17 protein-coding genes and 3 pseudogenes are annotated in these 17,967 nt (G+C 70.2%); 12 read left to right on the top strand and 8 right to left on the bottom strand.

Translation table 11 applies throughout. From position 1 onward, the window contains the following. Positions 1 to 142: 142 nt before the first annotated feature. The 3 genes from ACIRL2_RS39495 (at position 143) to ACIRL2_RS39485 (ending at position 3,665) form a co-directional block, all read left to right on the top strand. Positions 143 to 826: a bifunctional 4-hydroxy-2-oxoglutarate aldolase/2-dehydro-3-deoxy-phosphogluconate aldolase gene (locus ACIRL2_RS39495; RefSeq protein WP_402238902.1), complete on the top strand. Its 684-nt coding sequence runs from the start codon at positions 143 to 145 to the stop codon at positions 824 to 826. A gap of 2,049 nt (positions 827 to 2,875) precedes the next feature. Further along, on the top strand, positions 2,876 to 3,226 hold the full coding sequence (locus tag ACIRL2_RS39490; protein ID WP_395870741.1) for a MerR family transcriptional regulator: 351 nt from the start codon (positions 2,876 to 2,878) through the stop codon (positions 3,224 to 3,226). A gap of 208 nt (positions 3,227 to 3,434) precedes the next feature. Further along, positions 3,435 to 3,665 (top strand): hypothetical protein, encoded by a 231-nt coding sequence (locus ACIRL2_RS39485; RefSeq protein ID WP_402238899.1) that lies wholly within the window; start codon positions 3,435 to 3,437, stop codon positions 3,663 to 3,665. Between the two features lie 365 nt (positions 3,666 to 4,030). On the opposite strand, the gene ACIRL2_RS39480 is transcribed toward ACIRL2_RS39485, so the two are convergent. After that, positions 4,031 to 4,198 (bottom strand): hypothetical protein, encoded by a 168-nt coding sequence (locus ACIRL2_RS39480; RefSeq protein WP_395870745.1) that lies wholly within the window; start codon positions 4,196 to 4,198, stop codon positions 4,031 to 4,033. Positions 4,199 to 4,230: 32 nt separating this feature from the next. After that, positions 4,231 to 4,451: pseudogene (locus tag ACIRL2_RS39475) on the bottom strand (PRC-barrel domain containing protein); the annotation flags it as partial. 241 nt (positions 4,452 to 4,692) lie between these two features. Between ACIRL2_RS39475 and ACIRL2_RS39470 the strand changes: the two are divergent. Next, complete coding sequence (locus ACIRL2_RS39470) at positions 4,693 to 4,863, top strand: DUF5670 family protein (protein ID WP_020554947.1); 171 nt, start codon at positions 4,693 to 4,695, stop codon at positions 4,861 to 4,863. Positions 4,864 to 5,271: 408 nt separating this feature from the next. Here ACIRL2_RS39470 and ACIRL2_RS39465 read toward each other — a convergent pair whose 3' ends face one another. The 5 genes from ACIRL2_RS39465 to ACIRL2_RS39445 all read right to left on the bottom strand — a co-directional run bounded on the left by ACIRL2_RS39465 (position 5,272) and on the right by ACIRL2_RS39445 (position 8,966). Further along, complete coding sequence (locus ACIRL2_RS39465) at positions 5,272 to 5,673, bottom strand: hypothetical protein (protein ID WP_402238897.1); 402 nt, start codon at positions 5,671 to 5,673, stop codon at positions 5,272 to 5,274. Positions 5,674 to 6,101: 428 nt separating this feature from the next. Continuing rightward, complete coding sequence (locus ACIRL2_RS39460; RefSeq protein ID WP_395870748.1) at positions 6,102 to 6,539, bottom strand: hypothetical protein; 438 nt, start codon at positions 6,537 to 6,539, stop codon at positions 6,102 to 6,104. A 325-nt stretch (positions 6,540 to 6,864) separates the two neighbouring features. Continuing rightward, positions 6,865 to 7,659 carry a SigB/SigF/SigG family RNA polymerase sigma factor gene (locus tag ACIRL2_RS39455; protein ID WP_402238895.1) on the bottom strand — a complete coding sequence of 265 codons (795 nt, stop codon included), beginning with the start codon at positions 7,657 to 7,659 and terminating at the stop codon, positions 6,865 to 6,867. A 741-nt stretch (positions 7,660 to 8,400) separates the two neighbouring features. Beyond that, positions 8,401 to 8,661, bottom strand: coding sequence for a hypothetical protein (locus ACIRL2_RS39450; protein WP_402238893.1), 261 nt, complete (start codon positions 8,659 to 8,661; stop codon positions 8,401 to 8,403). Positions 8,662 to 8,795: 134 nt separating this feature from the next. Continuing rightward, entirely contained in the window at positions 8,796 to 8,966 is a 171-nt protein-coding gene (locus tag ACIRL2_RS39445) for a hypothetical protein (RefSeq protein WP_395870754.1), read from the bottom strand. Positions 8,967 to 9,665: 699 nt separating this feature from the next. Between ACIRL2_RS39445 and ACIRL2_RS39440 the strand changes: the two genes are divergently transcribed. The 4 genes from ACIRL2_RS39440 (at position 9,666) to ACIRL2_RS39425 (ending at position 14,164) form a co-directional block, all read left to right on the top strand. After that, positions 9,666 to 10,913, top strand: a complete 1,248-nt coding sequence (locus ACIRL2_RS39440; RefSeq protein ID WP_402238890.1) for a PucR family transcriptional regulator — start codon at positions 9,666 to 9,668, stop codon at positions 10,911 to 10,913. A gap of 294 nt (positions 10,914 to 11,207) precedes the next feature. Continuing rightward, complete coding sequence (locus ACIRL2_RS39435; RefSeq protein WP_395870758.1) at positions 11,208 to 12,038, top strand: alpha/beta fold hydrolase; 831 nt, start codon at positions 11,208 to 11,210, stop codon at positions 12,036 to 12,038. 299 nt (positions 12,039 to 12,337) lie between these two features. Next, positions 12,338 to 13,309, top strand: coding sequence for an alpha/beta hydrolase (locus ACIRL2_RS39430; protein WP_402238887.1), 972 nt, complete (start codon positions 12,338 to 12,340; stop codon positions 13,307 to 13,309). 132 nt (positions 13,310 to 13,441) lie between these two features. Beyond that, the gene (locus ACIRL2_RS39425; RefSeq protein ID WP_395870762.1) at positions 13,442 to 14,164 is read left to right on the top strand and encodes an alpha/beta hydrolase; all 723 of its coding nucleotides are present in this window, start codon (positions 13,442 to 13,444) and stop codon (positions 14,162 to 14,164) included. Between the two features lie 589 nt (positions 14,165 to 14,753). On the opposite strand, the gene ACIRL2_RS39420 is transcribed toward ACIRL2_RS39425, so the two are convergent. Continuing rightward, positions 14,754 to 15,134: a winged helix-turn-helix transcriptional regulator gene (locus ACIRL2_RS39420; protein ID WP_395870764.1), complete on the bottom strand. Its 381-nt coding sequence runs from the start codon at positions 15,132 to 15,134 to the stop codon at positions 14,754 to 14,756. Between the two features lie 77 nt (positions 15,135 to 15,211). On the opposite strand from ACIRL2_RS39420, the gene ACIRL2_RS39415 reads away from it, so the two are divergent. From ACIRL2_RS39415 to ACIRL2_RS39400, 4 genes and pseudogenes are all read left to right on the top strand, one after another. Next, on the top strand, positions 15,212 to 16,141 hold the full coding sequence (locus tag ACIRL2_RS39415) for an NADP-dependent oxidoreductase (protein WP_395870766.1): 930 nt from the start codon (positions 15,212 to 15,214) through the stop codon (positions 16,139 to 16,141). Positions 16,142 to 16,819: 678 nt separating this feature from the next. Then, positions 16,820 to 16,964: pseudogene (locus tag ACIRL2_RS39410) on the top strand (IS110 family transposase); the annotation flags it as partial. Positions 16,965 to 17,239: 275 nt separating this feature from the next. After that, the gene (locus ACIRL2_RS39405; protein WP_395870768.1) at positions 17,240 to 17,653 is read left to right on the top strand and encodes a hypothetical protein; all 414 of its coding nucleotides are present in this window, start codon (positions 17,240 to 17,242) and stop codon (positions 17,651 to 17,653) included. Positions 17,654 to 17,712: 59 nt separating this feature from the next. After that, positions 17,713 to 17,901: pseudogene (locus ACIRL2_RS39400) on the top strand (hypothetical protein); the annotation flags it as partial. Positions 17,902 to 17,967 lie beyond the last annotated feature (66 nt).

Raw genomic sequence — 17,967 nt, 5'->3', positions numbered from 1 at the left:
CCCTGGGCCAGGACGACCCCGCCGCCCTGATCGACCCCCTCAACGCCACCCGCCCACACCTGACCGCCGCCCACCCCGAACTGGCCGCCCGCATCGACGCCCTCGTGGACCCGCCCACCGCGACCGGCCACGCCCCGGTGACATGACGCCGGAGCGCCGGTCCTACCGCTGGGACCTCATGCAGTGGATCGCGCGCGAACGCGTGGTCTCGATCATCCGGGCCGGGTCCGCCGACCAAGCGGCCCAGGACCTGGAAACCCTGGTGGACGCAGGCCTGACCGTGATCGAGGTGTCTCTGACGACACCCGGGGCGGCGGACGTGATCCGGGAAGCGTCCCGCGCCCGTCCCGACGTTCTCATCGGCGCGGGCACCGTCCTCGACGCCGAATCCGCCCGACATGCCGTGGCGGCCGGCGCCCGGCTGCTGGTCTGCCCCACCCTGTCGGCCGACGTCATCCGCACCGCCCACCGCTACGGCGCGGTCAAGGTCTTCCCGGCCTCGGCCTGGACGCCCGGCGCGCCGGCCGACGTGCGTGCGGCCCTGCCACAGCTCCCGCTCATCCCCACCGGAGGGATCTCGTTGGGGGCAGCCCCGGCCTGGATCCTGGCCGGCGCCGTCGCGGTCGGTCGGGCTGGGGTCGACGCTGACCCGCTCCGGTGCGGTGTCGACGCGCACGCGGGTCGACACGTTCAGAAAGGCGTTGGCCGACGAGGCCGGATGACCGCAATCCCGACACCGTCCCCCCGAACCGGACGGATCCGCGTGACCGGCCGCGGACCCCGCCTGCGCCCGGCCTTCAAACGCGGTACGACACCGTCCACGTGACCATCCCCATTGCCGTGTTCGACGCGCTGCGCTCCTGTGGCGTCGTCCGGTGGCAGACCTGGCGTGACGGACGCGGCCTCTTCCACCTCGGGGTTCCACCGTTGGGTGAGGCCGTCGGAGTGCATGACCAGCGCGCTGCCGGCCGGAAGGGGGTGGGCGGAGGTGCGCGGCCCGCTTGATGTCGGTACGGCCGTGGTTCACGACGACTCCCGGAGTGAAAGGGCGTACCGGCGGCGGTTCCACCGATCCTGCGGCGGCCGTATGCCCCCGGACCCTTCGGGGATACCCCCGCGTCCCGAGGAGATTGCCTGCTCTTCGAACATCGCAAAATCTGTTGTGTCGGGAGTAGACATTGGGTGCTCGTGTGGCTATGGTTTCTCTCGTAGCCCAGAGAGATCGAAGGGCCCGGCAGAGAACGAACTGCCGGGCGGCAGGCGGGTAGTCGCAGTGCGCAGGACGGTTCGGTGGTGGGATTCCGAAGCCGCAGTTGAAGTGAAAGGGCGACGGAATCGACGGCCGGACCGGGTGGCCCGCGGCAATAGGGGTCACCACAGGCAGTGTCGTGGTCGAGCAATGCAGTACCGGTAGGTGTAGGTCGCAGCACCCGGCAGTGGAGTGGGTGAGCAGTACCTCGGTGAAGGCGTCGGCTGCGGGCGCGCGCACCGGGAGGTTCGACGGTGGGGTTCCAAGCCGAAGCGAGACGCAGGACGGGCGACGGGGCTGATCGTCGAAGGGTGGCGCCGTGAGAGGCCACCGAACGTTCGCATCACCTGTAGTACGCAGTCGAGCAGTTGATATTCGAGGGAAGAACGGAGGAGCCGGGCACCATCGGGATCGCCCGGGCGGAAGTCTTGGGCCCGGGTACCGCAGGACATCGATAGTGAGGTGGTCTCCGGTCGAGCAACCGCGATCCCCGCACCCCCGACGGCAGTTCGGTCGGGTGGGCGGAAACACGAGGCCGGCGCAGCAGTCGTAGCCGGCAGGTGGTGTAGCAGTTCCTTCGGGGCCCGGTGCCGTACGGCACCGGGCCCCTCTACGTGTTCCACACGAACAGGCGCGGTCCGCTCCCCTCGGGTACGGCCGCATCGCTCCCGGCCGCCACCGCCCCGGGGGCTCGTCGGCCACCGGCGAACGCCGCGCCGCCGGTGCCCGGGCCCGCGACTACGCCGCCGCGTGCGGTGCCTGGTGGCCGGGTCACACATTCACCGACCGTTGGTTCTCGCTCGTGCGGGGGACCCCGGCACCGGACATCGGGTGACGACGGGCCCACCGCCCTGATTGCCGGCGTCACCGGCCTGCACCAGCCCCCGGCCACCCGGCACGGGGTGGCATGTGTCGGGTCGAGCGCGGCGGCCGAAGCGCCCGAGGGTTCGTCGCGCCCTCGACGAGAACGGGATATCGCGCCGCGGAGGCGTTCCCGAGCAGCGAGTGATCATTCGCGACGAACGAGTCGTCTCCGCGTTCGGCGATGCCGGAAAATCTATTGTGCCGGGAGTAGACATCAGGAAGGTCGGTGGGTATGTTTTCTGTCGTAGCCAAGCGAATCAGTGAGGCGCGACAGAGACGAACTGGCGCGCGTTGTTGAGGGTTCGACAGCAGAGTCCCGGGGCCGTTCGTTGTTCGGCAAGGGTTCCGGAGGCTGGTTGTCGGGCCGAGGAGAAACTGAAGGCGGCCCACGGGGGTCGCCGTGCAGGACGAGCAGTACCCGGCAGTACCTGCAATTCGGTCGTAACCCGCAGTGGCAGTACACGTTGCACACGCAGGACAGGAGAGGAAGGAGCGAACGCCATCCGGATCGCCCGCTCGGTGCGGTGAGACTTCGGCCGAGTGGGATCCGTGGAGAACACCGGTACGAAAGGTGGTCTACGGTCACGCAATTGCGATCCCCGCACCCCCACTCGTTGGGGCGGATGCGGAACAGGTAGGCCGACACGTCGGTGTCGGTGGATGGTGTGGATTTCTTTCGGGGCCCTGGTGCCGTACGGCACCAGGGCCCCTCGACGCGTTTCCCTGACGACTTTGACGAATGTGAACTCAAGAGAGGCGCCGATGGCCCCCGATTCCCGCTCCACCCCGACCAGGGCCGACAGGCTCGACGACGACGACTACCCCGCCTACACGATGGGCCGCGCGGCCGCCTTGATCGGCGCCTCCCAGGGCTTCCTGCGCGCGATCGGCGAGTATGGCCTGATCACCCCCCTGCGTTCCGAGGGCGGCCACCGCCGCTACTCCCGCTACCAGTTGCGCATCGCCCAGCGTGCCCGCGAACTCGTCGACCAGGGCACCGCCGTCGACGCCGCCTGCCGCATCGTCATCCTCGAGGACCAACTCGAAGAAGCCCTGCGCCTGAACGCCGAACTGCGCGACGCCAACGAGACCCGGCCACACGAAAGCCCCTGACCCGCCGAGGACGCCAGGCGCGGCCCTCCACGGGCACGCGCCCCGGCGCGGATCGACGCCACCGCCGTCGAAACCGCCGAGCCGGGTCCTCCCCGAGATCCCACCGGGGTCCTCGGCATGAGCGGCAACCCCCATCCGGAACGCGGCGGAGCCCGCAACGAGGACACCTACGCGGGCCGTGGGCCCGGTCGATGATCTGGAGGCAGCGATGGAGCCGGACCCAGCGGACATGGCCGCCCTGGCGAAGCGATTGGCCGCGGCGGCGGAGCAGTTGCTCCTCGCCGTCAAGGGCATGGACGACCTCGGCTGGACGACCGACTCGTACAACAGGTCCCACCTGCGCGACATCGCGAGCTGCCTCACGAACAGCGCCACGCGCATCGCCGCTCTCCACGGACTCCACGGCTCCCGCGACGACGCGGCCGGACACGCGCGCTGACGAACGCGACGACACCGCTCGGCCGCCCGCGAACCCGAGGACGGGTCCGTCCTCGCCCGTGCGCCGCCACCATTCCTCGTCGTCGAAGTCGTCGAAGTCGTCGAAGTCGTCGTTCGTGGACGTGAGGTGCGCACGGCGGGCAGAACTCACGTGGCCGTCGATGCGCCGGCGCTGTTTCGCCGCGAGCTGTCACGCCTGCGTGGCCTGCTCCGGCGACGCCCACGCCGTGGTCAGCAGGCGGCCGGTCGAAGCCGGCGCGGCGACCTCGACCTCATCTCCACCCACACCACGAAGCCGACCGGGATACCGGAGGCCACCGAGACGGTCCATCGGTCGTCGTCGCCTTGTCCGGCGCTCGGGCCCGGTCAGCGGGTGGGGCGTCGGCCGGAGCGGCGCCACCGCGCCGCGGCGTAGACCAGGGCGACGAGGAGGACCGCGATGCCGATGATCAGCAGGTAGCCCAGCCCGTCGGCGACGGTGCCGACGAGGCCGAGGACGATCGCGACGAGGATCAGGGCGAGGGAGAGCGCCATCGTCGCCTCCCGGGAATTCGTTGGGGCGGTGTTCAGCGGCGGGCGAGTTGCCGCTCGCCGGCGGTGCCCGGTCGGTAGGGAGGCCGAAGTGTGTGAAGACGGCTTCTTCGTCCTCGGCGGGCAGCACGTCGTCGGTGCCGATCGCGGGGCCCTTCTTCACCAACGGTTTGTCGAACGCGACCTTGACGTAACCGGGGCCGACTACGGCGCCGTCCAGGGGCACGAACACCAGTCGGTGTCGGGACGGCAGCCCGATCTGTTTCGGGACCGGACACGTCACGAGACACCGCGCGAAGCCCCAGATCACAGCGTCGGCGTAGGACACGAACTACGAGACCCTGCCGGTCGAGGATCGGGGCATCGAATCGCGGGGGGAACGGTGGGGAACGGTGGGGAACGACGCCGAATCCTCTCCAGGAATCATCCCGGTAAACCGCCATCTTTTCAGGCATGCGCCCGAATGGGTGGGGCACAAGCGGGTCGGAGGTAAAACAATGATTCCCCTGCTGGTAGTCCTGCTTCTCGCCCTGATCCTTTTCGGTGCCGGTTTCGCTTTGAAGGCCCTGTGGTGGATCGCCGTGATCGTCCTGATCGTGTGGGCACTCGGGTTCGTTTTCCGCTCGGCCGGCAGCGGTGGCGGCCGTGGCCGCTGGTACCGCTGGTAGCAGCGCCGCCCACTCGGGCGACACGATGAAACGGGCTGTGGTCCGACTCGGAGTACACGAGTCGGACCACAGCCCGTTTCGGCATTCCCCGACGAATTCTCGAAACCGTCTCCGAATACGGGACACCGTTTCCGGAGATGAATACCGGTTTCGGGGGCAGGCGTCACACCACGGGCCGGGGCCACCGTGATCCCGCAGGGGATCCACACCTCCACACGGCGACCCCGGCCCCCGCCGTTCCCGCCGCGTTCTCGGCATCCCGATCCCGATCCCGACCGATCCCGGTCTCGCGGTACGCAGCCCCGGGGCCGGCGCGCCTGCCGATTCCGGGCCACGACCCGGCCCGCCGGTTGGGGGAGCTTGTCGTTCGGAGGTGTCGACGAAGACGAGACGGGTGTGGTCCGGATGTCAGGCGCGGCGTGGGGTGCGCGGGTCGGGGGAGTCCGCGTCCTGGGGGTCGATGCCCGTGACGGCGGAGGCGTCCTCACCTCCGCTCGGCCGGCGGGACGGGCCCTTGGGGCCTCGGTCGTGGGTGCCCTTGCCGCCGGATTTCCCGCCTTGTTCCTCGCCGCGTCGGCCGGTGCTCTCGACCGTGTCGCCGGGGACCTCCTCGGTCTCCTCCTTCGACACGATCCGCCCCGGCCCGGGAGGCGCGGCGTACTCGTCGGGGTGGAACGAGCGGTGCGCGCTGTCGTTGTCCTCCTGGTGGGTGGCGTTCACCGAAGGGGACCAGCCGCGATTCTCGGCGTCGACCCGGCCGCCGGCGCTCTTGTTGCGATGTTCGTCCGGCCGGTTCTTGTGCGTTGTCATGGCATACCGCCAATCTCGACCCCGAGAACCGCATCCGCGCGGACGCGGCACCCCCAAGCCTAGTCCCCGGCGCGCCGTCCCCCGATTTGTGTCGTGCCGGAGGGAAGCGCCGCGACGCGCCGGCCGACGGCATCCATCTCGGGCAACCCCAGGCTCGCGACCGTATCGGGCGGGCTGCACTGCCCTGAGCCATGCGGGCCAGGGTCGTTCCCACTCCGCACAGCGCGGAGTGCGCGACCGGGAGCGCTCCGCGGGGCTGAGGTGCCGTGGGACCTGGGCGCACATCCGGTCCAGGACGACCGAGTACGCCCGGGCACCGGCGGCGGCTGCCGCGCGGGCCACCGCCCCGGTTCCGGTGCCCACATCGAGCACCCGCCCTGCCCTGGGGAAACTTCGCGGATGGCGCCCCTGTGGCCTCGGGGTCCGGTTCATTCCCACGTGTGGTCGGGGTGTCCGCGAGTGCGCAGGCGCCGTTTCATCTCCGCCTCGTACAGGTGCCGCCTGCCGCCGACGAGGTCCTGGCGCAGGCGTTGCTCGGCGTCGGCGAACGGCTGATAGTAGGTGCGGTCGTATTCCTCGACGATCTGGAACGTCCAGTGCCCGGGGATGACGTTGCGTCCGGCGATCTCGGTCGCCAGGACGCGGGCGGCCTCCTGATGCCCGGCCCGGCACAGCATGTCCACCGCGTCCTGGAGGATGCGGTCGGCGCTGCCGGTGAGCTGGTGGAACGCGTACAGGTGGCCGCGGGCGCGGGCGGTGTACTCCCAGGCCTCCGACACCTTCCCGACAGCGGCCACGGTGGCGTCGTCCACCCCGTCGGGGCGACGGTGGGCGTCCTCGAAGGACGACGAAGTCGAATCGGGCACGACGGTTCCTCTCGCCTGGCGGGTCCTCGTATCGAGCCGGTGCCTCCGCCGCATCAGGCCCGACGGTGGACGGGGTCGGTGCAGGTGGCACCTTTGGATCGTGGCGCTCCGACCCTCGGAAGATGGGGCCGGAGCGCCTCGGTCGCCGTGAATGCCCCTCCTCCGGGCCCGTGGTTCAGGAGTTCCGGCCGCCCCCGCCCGGCCGGGTGGCGGCGGTTGCGCCTTGCTGCAGTTCGGGCTTGATCAGGTCGTGGGTTCTTGCCGTGCCCGGAGCCTCGTCGCCCGATCGGCCGGTTCGTCGACCTTGCCGGTCGAGGCTCGGCGTTCATGTGGTGGCGAGCATGCCTTCGCGCAGGGTGGTGAAAGCTCGGGTGAGGAGTCGGGAGACGTGCATCTGGGAGAGGCCGAGGGTGGTGCCGATTTCGGCTTGGGTGAGGTCGTCCCAGAAGCGGAGTTTGAGGATGCGTCGGTCGCGGTCGTCGAGTTCGGCGATGAGCGGGCGCAGCGTCTCGCGGTTGAGGACGAGGTCGAGTGCGGGGTCGGGTGCTCCGCGCAGGTCGTGTCCGGTGGTGGCGGTGGGGTCGTTGCCGCCGAGGGGTGCGTCGAGGGAGTCGGTGCGCAGGGCGGCTCCCACCTCCAGGCCCACGCGTACTTCCTTCTCGTCCATGCCCAGGGCGGCGGCGAGTTCCCCGAAGTCGGGCTCGCGGCCCAGGCGCGCGGAGAGGTCGTCGCGGGCCCGTACGAGTCGCAGGTAGAGCTCTTGTTCGCCGCGGCGGGCGTGGACGGCCCAGGTGTGGTCGCGGAAGTAGCGTTTCAGCTCGCCCGCGATGGTGGGGATCGCGTAGGACAGGAATGCGGCACCGTGTCCTGGGCGGTAGCCGTCGACGGCCTTGATCAGGCCGATCGCGGCGACCTGGCGCAGGTCTTCGCGCAGGTCGGCGCGGTGGGTGTAGCGGTTGCAGGCGTGGGCGACGAGGTTGAGGTTGTCCTCGACGATCTCGTTGCGCAGCGCGGCGTGCGCGGGAGTACCCGGCTCCAGGCCGGCGAGGCGAGTGAGGTTGCGGTCGGTGACGGTGCGCGGGCCGCGCGGGGCGTCGACGCCGTTGGGGGTCAGGGTCATCGAGATGGGCCTCCGAACGGGTGCGTGTCGGATGCCGGGGGATCGCCGGGAAGGGCGGGCACGACGGCCCGGGGCGGGGTCGTCCGTCGATGCCTTCCACCCCGCGACCCGTCCACACCTTCCCGGTGGGACGCATTCGCGCGCACGCGGCCGACGGGAGTGCGGCCCATACGCGACACCATCCCTCCAGGCGTGCTGCCGTGTCACACTCCCGCCGACCCTGAACACAGGGAAACACACCTAAATCGGAACTTCTCGGCAAAAGGGCGGTTGACGGGCTAAGTCCGAGGGGTGGTGCGGCCGTTCGGGCGAACGGGGCAGGCGTGGGGGTGTGCTCCTCAACCGATCGCTCCGCATCGTCCGTGGGCGGTACGGGCGCGGACACGGGCATCGGGCACGGGCATCGGGTCCGGGTGGGCTCGTGGGCCTTCGTGGGAATCCCGACCCGCCGTCCGGCGTGGTGGGGCAGCTCCGTGACCGGGAATCCGTGGCGCTGTGCCCGTTCGATCGCGCGTCGCCGGGAGACGCGCGGCGAGTCCGTGTTCACCGCTCTCGTGGTTCACCCGCTCGGGCGCGTGCGGCGCGCCGCGGGCGGGGCAGGGATGGTGGCGCGCGGTTCCTCCCCGTTTCTGGGCCCGGGGAGGGGCGCGTGTGGTGGGTGGGCGTCTCTTTCCGGCAGGGGAGGAGGCGCCCGCCCGCATGCCCGGGTCCGGGCGAGCCGGGTGCCGCGCCCCGGGGTGGTCAGTGTTCGCGGCCGCGGAGTTGCGAGGAACTGCCGGCGGAGGCGATGACGACGAAGGGGTGGCCGTCGACCGGGCTTTCCTCATCCGGGTGCAGGACCCCTTCGGTGCCCTCGGGCAGGGGCGGGCCGTCGGTGACAATCGCGCTCCAGAGGGCCGGGAGGGGGCTGCGGGGGTCGGGCCAGTCGTACAGGTCGACGGTGACCTCGGCGCCGGTGCCGTCGGCGAGTTCGAGGTAGGCGTGTACTCCGGGCCTGTCCACCCGTCGATTTTGCGACGGACGCCCGCGTCCCGCGCGCCGGCCGGGCCCGATTTGGGGAGTGTGGGGGCCGCGCGGCCCGGGCCGGCGGCAGCCTCGCGGCGCCGTGACGCCCGGCCGCTCGCGTGGTGGGCCGCTCATGCGCGCCGTGCGGGGTGAGGGACGGCGGGGGTGAGGTTGGCGAAGGGTCCGGCGGCGGCGAGGAGGTCGGCCAGGGCCGTAGAGGTGGCGCTGTCGGGGTGGGCGGCGAGGGCTTCGCGGGCCTGGGCGATCGCCTCGCGCAGGTCCTCGTGGCGGGTGGTGGGCATGGACGGGGTCCTCCCGGTCGGGTGGGGCCGCCCGGGTCCGGTGTCCGGTCCCGGACCACCGCCGATACCCGGCGCCTACCCGGTGTCCAAGCTCCGACGCCGGATGCGTCCAACGGCAGGGCGCGGGAGGCCCGAATCCTGGGTGGTCGGGCTCGGAGCCGACGGAGCTCGACGAAGGCATGCTCGCGTTCCGGCGCCCGAGGCGGTCCGAGGAGGAGATCCGCGAGTTCGGCCGTGTCTACGACCGGGGACAGACCGCCCGCGCCACGGCGTCGGTGTTCCGGGCCGCGCTCACCCAGCGGCGCCCGCCATGTTCCTGCCGGCCCTCCCGGCCATGTATGGGTCGCCCGTCCGAGTGACCTTCCCCGCTCCCCGACGACGCCACCGCGCCGTCCTGTGCGGCACTCGCGCTCACCTGGCGGAGGGCGGCATGTGGAGACGTCTTCTCCTCCCGTCGTGGTGCACCGGGTGGGGCGACGGTGCGAACGGATCGGCGGGGATCGGCGAAGTTCCGCCCGCGGGGGCCGTATCGGGTCCGACCGCGGATCGCACGCGGCGCAAGCGGGCCACCGGCTCGTGAGCCGACGCGGTGCGCGGAACGAAGTTACTGAGCCGTAACTCACACCGCCCCGAAGTGTCGAAAATTTGGTCGTCTGGTTTCACGGATTGTAGAAATATGTCTTTTAGAGGGGACAAGGGATGTCGAAGCGGTTCCAACGGGCGCAGGTCGGCAGCGGCGCTCTCCGGGCACTGATCGATGCGCTCGCGGAGGAACTGGGCCGGTCCGTCGTCCTGGACGACCCGTTGGTCCGTCTGATCTGCTCGAGCAGGCACTTCGGGGACGAGGACCCGGTGCGTGTGCGCAGTTTGTTGCAAGGGCTCGCGGACGACGAGGTCATCCGCTACGTCCTTGGTCAGGGCGTCGCCCAGTGGGCCGGGCCGGGCTTCATCGAGGGCCGGGACGACCTGGGCCTACTGCCCCGCTACTGCGTGCCCCTGCGGGAGCGGGGCCGACTGCTGGGTCTGCTGATGGTCGTCGCAGCGGACAAGACGCTCTCGGCCGAGGAGACCGACGCGATCGGGCGGGCGGCGCGCGCGGTGGCCGCACAGATGTACGCGGAATACGTGGCCACCGAGGCCGAGGAGAGCGGCACACACGAACTGCTTCGCGGTCTCCTGGGCACGGATCCCGTCGGGCGCGCCGTCGCTCTGGAGCAGGGGATCGACCGCGGCCTGTGGGTGGACGCGGCGCATTCGGTGGTGACCGTCGTGCGGGTCTCCCGCCCGCACGGCTCGCCGGCCGAGGTCGAGACGGCGCTGCGGGCCGCGGTGGAGGGATATCGCAGCACGCGTTGGGCCGCCGGCGCGATATCGGTGGATCGGGACCGCGCGGTCCTGCTTCAACTGTGCGATCGGCTGCCGGCCTCGGGAGAGATCACCGCGCAATCCCGTCGCGTCGTCGAGTCCCTCGGCACCTTCCTCGACGCGGCGGCGGTTCCCACGGTCGGCGTCGGGGGGCGCCAGGAGGGTCTGGTGGGTGCGTGGAGTTCGTACGAGCAGGCGCTCGTGGCCATGCGCGCCGCCCGCCGACTGCCGAACCTGAGGGGCGTCGGCGACTGGGACGAGCTGGGCGAGTATGCCGTGCTGCTGCAGCTGCCGGACCAGGCTCTCAACGCCTCGCTCGTACCGAAGCCGCTGCGTGTCCTCACGGAGAACAACGGCACCGCGCGCTTGGAGGAAACCCTGCGCTGTTTCCTGGAGAACGCCGGATCCGTACCCAGAACCGCCGAAGCGCTGCACGTCCACCGCACGTCGCTGTACTACCGGCTGCGGCAGATCCAGGAGATCACCGGTCTCGACCTGGACAACGGTGCCGACCGGCTCGTGCTGCACATGGGCCTACGCATCCGGGAACTGTTGACGGCCGGGGCGCCCGCCGCCGACTGAGCAGCGCCCTCGGGCATCACGACCGATTCCTCGGATACGCGCTCCGACAGACCCGGTTTCCACAAAGAGAGGAAAACCTCGGTACGCGGCCATACGGTCGTCGGCTGGTTGCTACAGACCGATGAAGGCACCCGGACCGATCCCTACGTTCGGCGGTAGCGGCGACCGGGCCCGGGAAACGAGAATGTTCCAGGCGGACGACGGGACATCGAAATCTCGGCGCCGCGGGGAACGCGATATCGAGGGCGTCGGCGCACACCGACGCCACGCAAGGCACGGAACAGGAATGCGGTCATGGGCGAACTGACGACGGACGACGGAGTACGACTGGTCTACCGGGACAGCGGTGGCGACGGCGTGCCCCTGGTCATGCTCCACGGTTGGGGACAGACCCAGGAGATGTTCCGGAATCAGCTCGACGGTCTTTCCCCCGCCCGTCGCGTCGTCACGGTGGACCTGCGCGGCCACGGAGTTTCCGAGAAACCGCACCACGGGTATCGCATCGCTCGCCTGGCGCGGGACGTTCTCGAACTCGTCGACCACCTGGAACTGGATCGCTTCGACGCGCTCGGATGGTCGATGGGTGTCTCGGTGTGGTGGAGTTTCCTGGATCAGTACGGAACGGGCCGCATCCGCCGGTTCGTCGCGGTCGATCAGCCCGCGGCCGTCGCGGCGGTGCCTTGGATGACCCGTGCCGAACAGGAGGAGTCCGGCGCCATCTTCGACGTGGCGGGCCTGCTCGAACTCGGAGCGGCGCTTGCCGGTCGGGACGGCAGGCGCGTGCGGCTGGACTTCGTGCGCGGCATGTTTTCCGGCGACACCGACCCCGCGATCCTCGCCTTCGTCGCGGAGCAGATCGAATCCACTCCCGCGCACGCCGGCGTTCCCCTGTTGTTCGACCATTGCGCTCAGGACTGGCGGGACGTGCTTCCCCGGGTGGACGTCCCGACCCTCGTGATCGGTTGCGACGGAAGCCACGTGTCCCCCGCGTCGCAACGCTTCATCGCCGAACAGATTCCCGACGCACAACTCCACATCTTCCCGACCGACGTGGCCAGTTCACACTTCCCTTTCCTGGAGAATCCGGCCGCTTTCAATGCAGTGGTCGACAAATTCCTGTCCTGAGATCCGGACAGGGAGATCCTGTCGTCGGGCGGCATCCATGGTGAACCGCGTACGCGGTCCACCATGGAATTCCCACCCCATCCCGCACATCTTTTCTGCTTTCCCGCCCGTCCGCGTCAATGCGCTGATGCGTCGATGGGTCGCTGGGCACCCACACTTCCGTGTGCTTCGACTCGACTCCGTCGTCGACGCCCACGGACTGGCCGTTCCGTGTCGAAACCACCGGAGCGGCCGCTGTTCCCCATACAATCCGGGATTTCGTCGGCGGAGTCGACGTGCCCAAATTCGAGGAGATTCGCATGTCCGATGCCGTCGAGCCGGTCCGACCGGTGCTCGAAGAGGCCGCCGCGGCGTTCGCAGCGGCGACCGACCAGCCGCCCTACCTGTTCGACCTCGGTCCGGTGACCGGACGCAAGACGGTCGACGAGGTCCAGTCCGGCGAAGTCGAGATGCCGGACGTCGACGAGGAGTGGATCACGGTCCAGGGCGGCCCGACGGGAAGCGTGCGAGCGCGGATCGTCAAACCCGCCGGCGCCGCGGGCAGCCTCCCGGTGATCCTCTACATCCACGGTGCGGGCTGGGTCTTCGGCAACGCCCACACGCACGACCGCCTGGTTCGCGAACTCGCCGTCGGTGCCGGCGCCGCCGTGGTTTTCCCCGAGTACGACCTTTCCCCCGAGGCGCGGTACCCGGTCGCCATCGAGCAGAACTACACGGTCGCCCAATGGGTCGTGGCGCAGGGCACGTCCAAGGGCCTGGACGGCTCGCGGCTCGCCGTGGTCGGCGACTCCGTCGGCGGCAACATGGCCGCCGCGCTGACGCTGATGGCGAAGGAGCGAGGCGATGTTCCCCTGGTCCAGCAGACGTTGTTCTACCCGGTGACCGACGCGAACTTCGACACCGATTCGTACCACCGATTCGCCACGGGCTACTTCCTGCGCCGCGACGGTATGCAATGGTTCTGGGACCAGTACACCACCGACGCCGACGAGCGTGCCCAAATCACCGCGTCGCCGCTGAGAGCCACCATCGACCAACTCACGGGCCTGCCGCCTGCCTTGGTCATCACCGGCGAGGCCGACGTCCTGCGCGACGAGGGCGAGGCGTACGCGAACAAGCTTCGCGAGGCCGGTGTCCCGGTCACCGCCGTGCGCTTCCAGGGCATCATCCACGACTTCGTCATGCTCAACGCCCTGCGCGGAACCCACGCCGCGGAGGCCGCGATCACGATGGCCGTCGAAGCCCTGCGCCGCGCGCTGCACACCCGTTGACCAAGCACCGAGCACGCATCGCCGACCGTTGGCACGCGCCGACCCGGTGAACCGGATCCGATGAAGCAACCCGACGGACCGACCCGACGAACCGACCCGATGAAGCACATCGAGAACAAAGGAAGCAGCGGAATGACCGCACGTCCCACCCCCACCGCCCTCCTCGTCCACGGCGCGTTCGCCGACTCCACGAGCTGGCTCGGAGTCATCGCGGAACTGCAGAGCCACGACATCCCCGTGGTCGCCCCGCCGAACCCGTTGCGCGGACTGGCCTCCGACGCGGCGTACATCGCCTCCGCCGCCGCCCAGATCGACGGACCGGTCGTCCTGGTCGGCCACTCCTATGGCGGTGCGCTCATCACCGTGGCCGGCACGACGCCGAACGTCGTCGGACTGGTCTACGTGGCCGCCTACGTCCTGGAGGAGGGCGAGAGCCTGGGCGAGCTCCAGGGCCGCTTCCCCGACTCGCCGCTGGCCGCCAACCTGAAGCAGGCCACCTACCCGACCGAGGGCGCGACGTCCGCGGTCGAAGTCACCATCGCCACCGAGGCGTACGCGGACATCTTCGCCGCCGACGTCTCCGCGTCCATGACCAAGGCCCTGGCCGTCGGTCAGCGTCCGCTCGCCGCCTCGGCCTTCACCGAGAAGGCCACCGCGGCCGCGTGGCGGAGCAAGCCCTCCTGGGCACTCGTGGCCACCGCGGACCGGGCGATCAACCCCGACGTCGAACGCTTCGGCGCCGAGCGCGCGGGTGCCACCACCGTCGAGATCGAGGGCGCGTCCCACGCCGTGGCAGTCTCCCGGCCCAAGGAGGTCGCGGACCTGATCCGCGACGCCGTCCGCGCGACGACCTGACCCCGGACCCCGGCGCGGCCACGCCGCGTGGATGCTCACCACATCACGCGCGGCGTGTCCGCCCGCGCGCACCGCGCGCAATCCCACGCCATGGCACCTGACCCGCGCCGGGGCCAGGCCGCGGTCGCCCACGGCGGGCGACCCGGCCCGGTCGCGCGCGGCGACCGACGAGGCCGCGTTGCGCGCAACACACCGAGACCCCCGCGCCTGCATCCAGCGGGGGCCCGGCATGTCCGACCCCGCTTCTCACGACCCGGCCCCCGGATCGGACGGCGTTCCAGGGCACGGGAAACGGCTCCGGCCACCGGAACCCGACGGCGAGCAGATCCGGCCCCACGGGCGATCATCGGCCGACCGCTCCCTCGAGGAGTCTCGTCACCGCAGGCGCTCAGCTCTCACTCCCAGCGCCCCGCCCCCGGGAACCATCGGCGCCGACGGCGGCGGTGCGGTCAAGCCGAGCAGCCTCAACAGCGGCGGCCCGTACGGGATCGGCGCTTACAACCTGCTCGTGATCGTCGCGGACAACGGCGACGACAGCGACTACAACGACGCCATCCTCGAATTCAGCCGGTACACGCAGAGCGGGGCCTCAGTCGCTGTGGGCGACCGGCTCGGGACCGGCGTCGAGCGCATCGAGCACCGCGTCGCCGTTCGCCCTCGCCCACTCGGTCAGCATGTGGATCGGATCGATCAGCGTCGCCCCGAGCGGGGTGAGCTCGTACTCCACGCGGGGCGGCACCTCGGCGTAGGCGTGGCGGCGGACGAGTCCGTGCGCCTCGAGCCGTCGGAGGGTCTGGGTGAGCATCTTGCGGGAGATGCCGCCGATCAGTTCGATCAGTTCGCCGTGGCGTACCGGGCCCTTGCTGAGGCCATACAGCACGACCGCCGTCCACTTGTCGGCGATGAGTTCGATCGCCAGACGCGCCGGACAGTCGGAGAGAAAGGGATCACCAAGACCGAATCCGCTCATGGCGCCAAAGGTACCTGCGGGTTCCCGTCGGAAATCTAGCCTGGGTTTCTCCCCCTTCTTTGGACGTCAGGAGAGTCATGCGCGTCGTCACCCAGCACACCCTCGGCGGTCCCGAGGTGCTCACCGTCGTGGAGGCACCTGAGCCACGAGCGTTGCCGACCGAGGTTCTCGTCCGCGTCAAGGCGATCGGGCTCAACCCGCTGGAGGCGCGCCTGCGCGCCGGCGAGTTCCCGCTGCTCGGCCGACCGCCCTTCGTCCTCGGCTGGGACGTCAGCGGCGTGGTCGAGGACGGTCCGCTGACGTGGCGGTTCGAGCCCGGCGACGAGGTGTTCGGGATGCCGCTGTTCCCGCGCGCGGCGAACGCGTACGCCGAGGTCGTCGCCGCGCCGGCGCTGCACCTGGTACACAAGCCGGCGTCGCTCTCGCACGTCGAGGCGGCGGCGCTGCCGATCGTCGGGCTGACGGCGTGGCAGGGCCTGGTCGACCTCGCCGGCGTCGGCGACGGCGACCGGGTCCTGGTCCACGGCGGAGGCGGCGGAGTCGGCCACGTCGCGATCCAGATCGCGAAGGCACTCGGCGCGCACGTGATCACGACCGCCGGCGGCAACAAGCGGGACTTCGTCGAGCAGTTCGGCGCCGACGAAGTGATCGACTACACCAGGGTCGACTTCACCGAGGCCGTCCGCGACGTCGACGTCGTACTCGACACGATCGGCGGCGACACCGTCGAACGCTCCCTCGCCGTACTGCGCCCGGGCGGTCACCTGGTGACGGCGGTCGCCGAGGACGACGCGGGGCTGATCGCCGCGTACGAGGCGGCCGGGATGCGCTTCAGCGGCGTCGCGGTCGACCCCGACCCGGTGGCCCTGCGAGGTCTCGTCGAACTGGTCGAACAGGGCAGGCTCCGGGTCCACGTCCAGGAGACGTTCCCCTTCGAACGCGTCGCCGACGCACACCGATTGCTCGACGCCGGCCACCTCCAGGGCAAAGTCGTCCTCACCATCTGATCCCGTCGCGGGGGCCTCGCGCGAGCGAGGCCCCCGCGAGATCCATGCGTCAGGAAGCTTGCACGTCGGACGGCCTGGGGTGTGTAGGCATCAGGAAGCCAGGGCAGCCCCCGAGCAGCGGTCCGCCGACAAGGTCGGGCGTCAGCGGGACACTTCCCGTTTCGTGAGCACCGACGGACCCGCACCGCGCCGGGCGCGGTTGCCCACCTCGCATTCGTGCGGACCTTGCCGAGAACTCTGCGGTTCTTCAGATGGGCGGAACCGTGGCGAGCAGGCGCACTGCCGGGGTCGGCAGGGCGCAGGTCGATGCCGGCGGCTGCCGCCGTGTCGGCGTGGGCGACGGTGAACAGGGCGTGGGTGAGCGTGTCCACGCGTCCGCGTACACGTTCCTCGGCCGCGCCTGCCAGGTCCACGCAGTGTTGAGGACGGCCGAGTTTCATGCCCTGTTGGGCCATCGTGCGCATCGCGAACGCGTCCTGACCCGGCGTCCCGGACTCGAGTGCCAGGGCGTAGGACTGGAGGTAGTAGCGCTGGGATTCCCAGCGGTGGGGCCTGTACCTCCGGTCCCACATCCTCGCCTGGTGGGCGGGAGGTTGTCCCGAGACCGAGGCCGGCCGGTGTCAGGTCCCGGCCCAACCGGCGACCCAATGCCTGGGCGAGATGGTGCGGCGTGCGACCGGAGGGGTGGCGGTGATCGTTGACCAGCCGCCTCGATCGGCGACGTGCCGCTGACGGTGCCCGCGACGCGGGCTGTGAAGTGGCCTACCTGCCCGGCCTGGCGATGCGAAGAATCGCCGATCTCTACAGTGCGTTTCCCGGCGAGGATCGCGGCGGGATCATGGTGGGAATCGTCGAGGCGGAGCGGGAGGCATGGCTGGGCGAGGTCGACGGTCTGCATGTCTGCCTCGCCGGCGCCCACGACAACCTGGTTCAGCTCGACAGCGAAGCGGCGCGTCGATTTACTGCCGTCAGCCTCGGCATGCCGACGTTCGGCCGGATCGCCGTCCGCACCGCGGACGCCAAGACACCCCCGTCGGCAACGGATTAGGCTGCCTCCCATAGTTCAGCGACGGCCGACAGGATGCCAGGAGAGTGGGGATGGGCTCCGTCGTAGTAGGTGTCATTGGGACCCTGATGGGCGTCTTGATCGGCGGTGCTCTCCAGCAGGCGCAGGCATCGCGCAACCGCAAGTGGCAACGAGCGGATTCGCTCGGCGATGCGAAGCGACATGTATACGCCGAGTACCTGAGGTCGATCAGCGCAAGTTACGCCCAGGCGCTGTCCGGTCAAAGGAGCCGTTCGGAGGACGCCAACCTCCTTGCAGCGACAGCCGAGATCGAGATCCTCTCCGGAAGGGAAGTGTCCGGACCGGCTCGGGATCTTGTGAACGCCGTTATCGACACACACACCAGGATTGCCGCCGGCGCCGGCGTGACGGACGCGATGGTTGCCGACGTCGATCGCCGGCGATACGAAGTAATAGACCTGTTCAAATCCGATCTTGGACTATAAAGAGCTGTGTCGGGCCGCCGTACATCACGACATTCCACCCGAAGCGAACGCGTTCGAGACGCTACATGGACGGCGCCCTCACCCGGCTCCGTGCCGAGGGCTTCGCCGTGGCGGACCAGGACGTCGCCCGGCTTTCCCCGTTCGTACGCCACCACGTCGAATTGCTCGCACGGTACTCGTTCCTCCTGTCCGAGATGCCCGGCGGGCTTCGGCTTCTGCGGGACCCGGACCGGGTTGAGCAGGGCTGAGAACCGGCTCGGCCGGCGCGCACTCGAACCACGCCGATCCGACCGGCTGACGGGCTGCTGCGGCGA

The sequence above is a fragment of the Embleya sp. NPDC127516 genome (assembly GCF_044765325.1).
Classification (GTDB): Bacteria; Actinomycetota; Actinomycetes; order Streptomycetales; family Streptomycetaceae; genus Embleya.
Note: the sequence above shows the minus strand (reverse complement) of the source record. Positions and strands in the feature narration are given on the sequence as shown.

Coding starts and splice junctions, on each gene's coding strand:
- ACIRL2_RS39435 (WP_395870758.1), top strand. CDS start 11,208: ATGGGCGAACTGACGACGGACGACGGAGTACGACTGGTCTACCGGGAC.
- ACIRL2_RS39430 (WP_402238887.1), top strand. CDS start 12,338: ATGTCCGATGCCGTCGAGCCGGTCCGACCGGTGCTCGAAGAGGCCGCC.
- ACIRL2_RS39490 (WP_395870741.1), top strand. CDS start 2,876: ATGGCCCCCGATTCCCGCTCCACCCCGACCAGGGCCGACAGGCTCGAC.
- ACIRL2_RS39440 (WP_402238890.1), top strand. CDS start 9,666: ATGTCGAAGCGGTTCCAACGGGCGCAGGTCGGCAGCGGCGCTCTCCGG.
- ACIRL2_RS39425 (WP_395870762.1), top strand. CDS start 13,442: ATGACCGCACGTCCCACCCCCACCGCCCTCCTCGTCCACGGCGCGTTC.
- ACIRL2_RS39470 (WP_020554947.1), top strand. CDS start 4,693: ATGATTCCCCTGCTGGTAGTCCTGCTTCTCGCCCTGATCCTTTTCGGT.
- ACIRL2_RS39405 (WP_395870768.1), top strand. CDS start 17,240: ATGGGCTCCGTCGTAGTAGGTGTCATTGGGACCCTGATGGGCGTCTTG.
- ACIRL2_RS39495 (WP_402238902.1), top strand. CDS start 143: ATGACGCCGGAGCGCCGGTCCTACCGCTGGGACCTCATGCAGTGGATC.
- ACIRL2_RS39465 (WP_402238897.1), bottom strand. CDS start 5,673: ATGACAACGCACAAGAACCGGCCGGACGAACATCGCAACAAGAGCGCC.
- ACIRL2_RS39455 (WP_402238895.1), bottom strand. CDS start 7,659: ATGACCCTGACCCCCAACGGCGTCGACGCCCCGCGCGGCCCGCGCACC.
- ACIRL2_RS39445 (WP_395870754.1), bottom strand. CDS start 8,966: ATGCCCACCACCCGCCACGAGGACCTGCGCGAGGCGATCGCCCAGGCC.
- ACIRL2_RS39480 (WP_395870745.1), bottom strand. CDS start 4,198: ATGGCGCTCTCCCTCGCCCTGATCCTCGTCGCGATCGTCCTCGGCCTC.
- ACIRL2_RS39485 (WP_402238899.1), top strand. CDS start 3,435: ATGGAGCCGGACCCAGCGGACATGGCCGCCCTGGCGAAGCGATTGGCC.
- ACIRL2_RS39420 (WP_395870764.1), bottom strand. CDS start 15,134: ATGAGCGGATTCGGTCTTGGTGATCCCTTTCTCTCCGACTGTCCGGCG.
- ACIRL2_RS39415 (WP_395870766.1), top strand. CDS start 15,212: ATGCGCGTCGTCACCCAGCACACCCTCGGCGGTCCCGAGGTGCTCACC.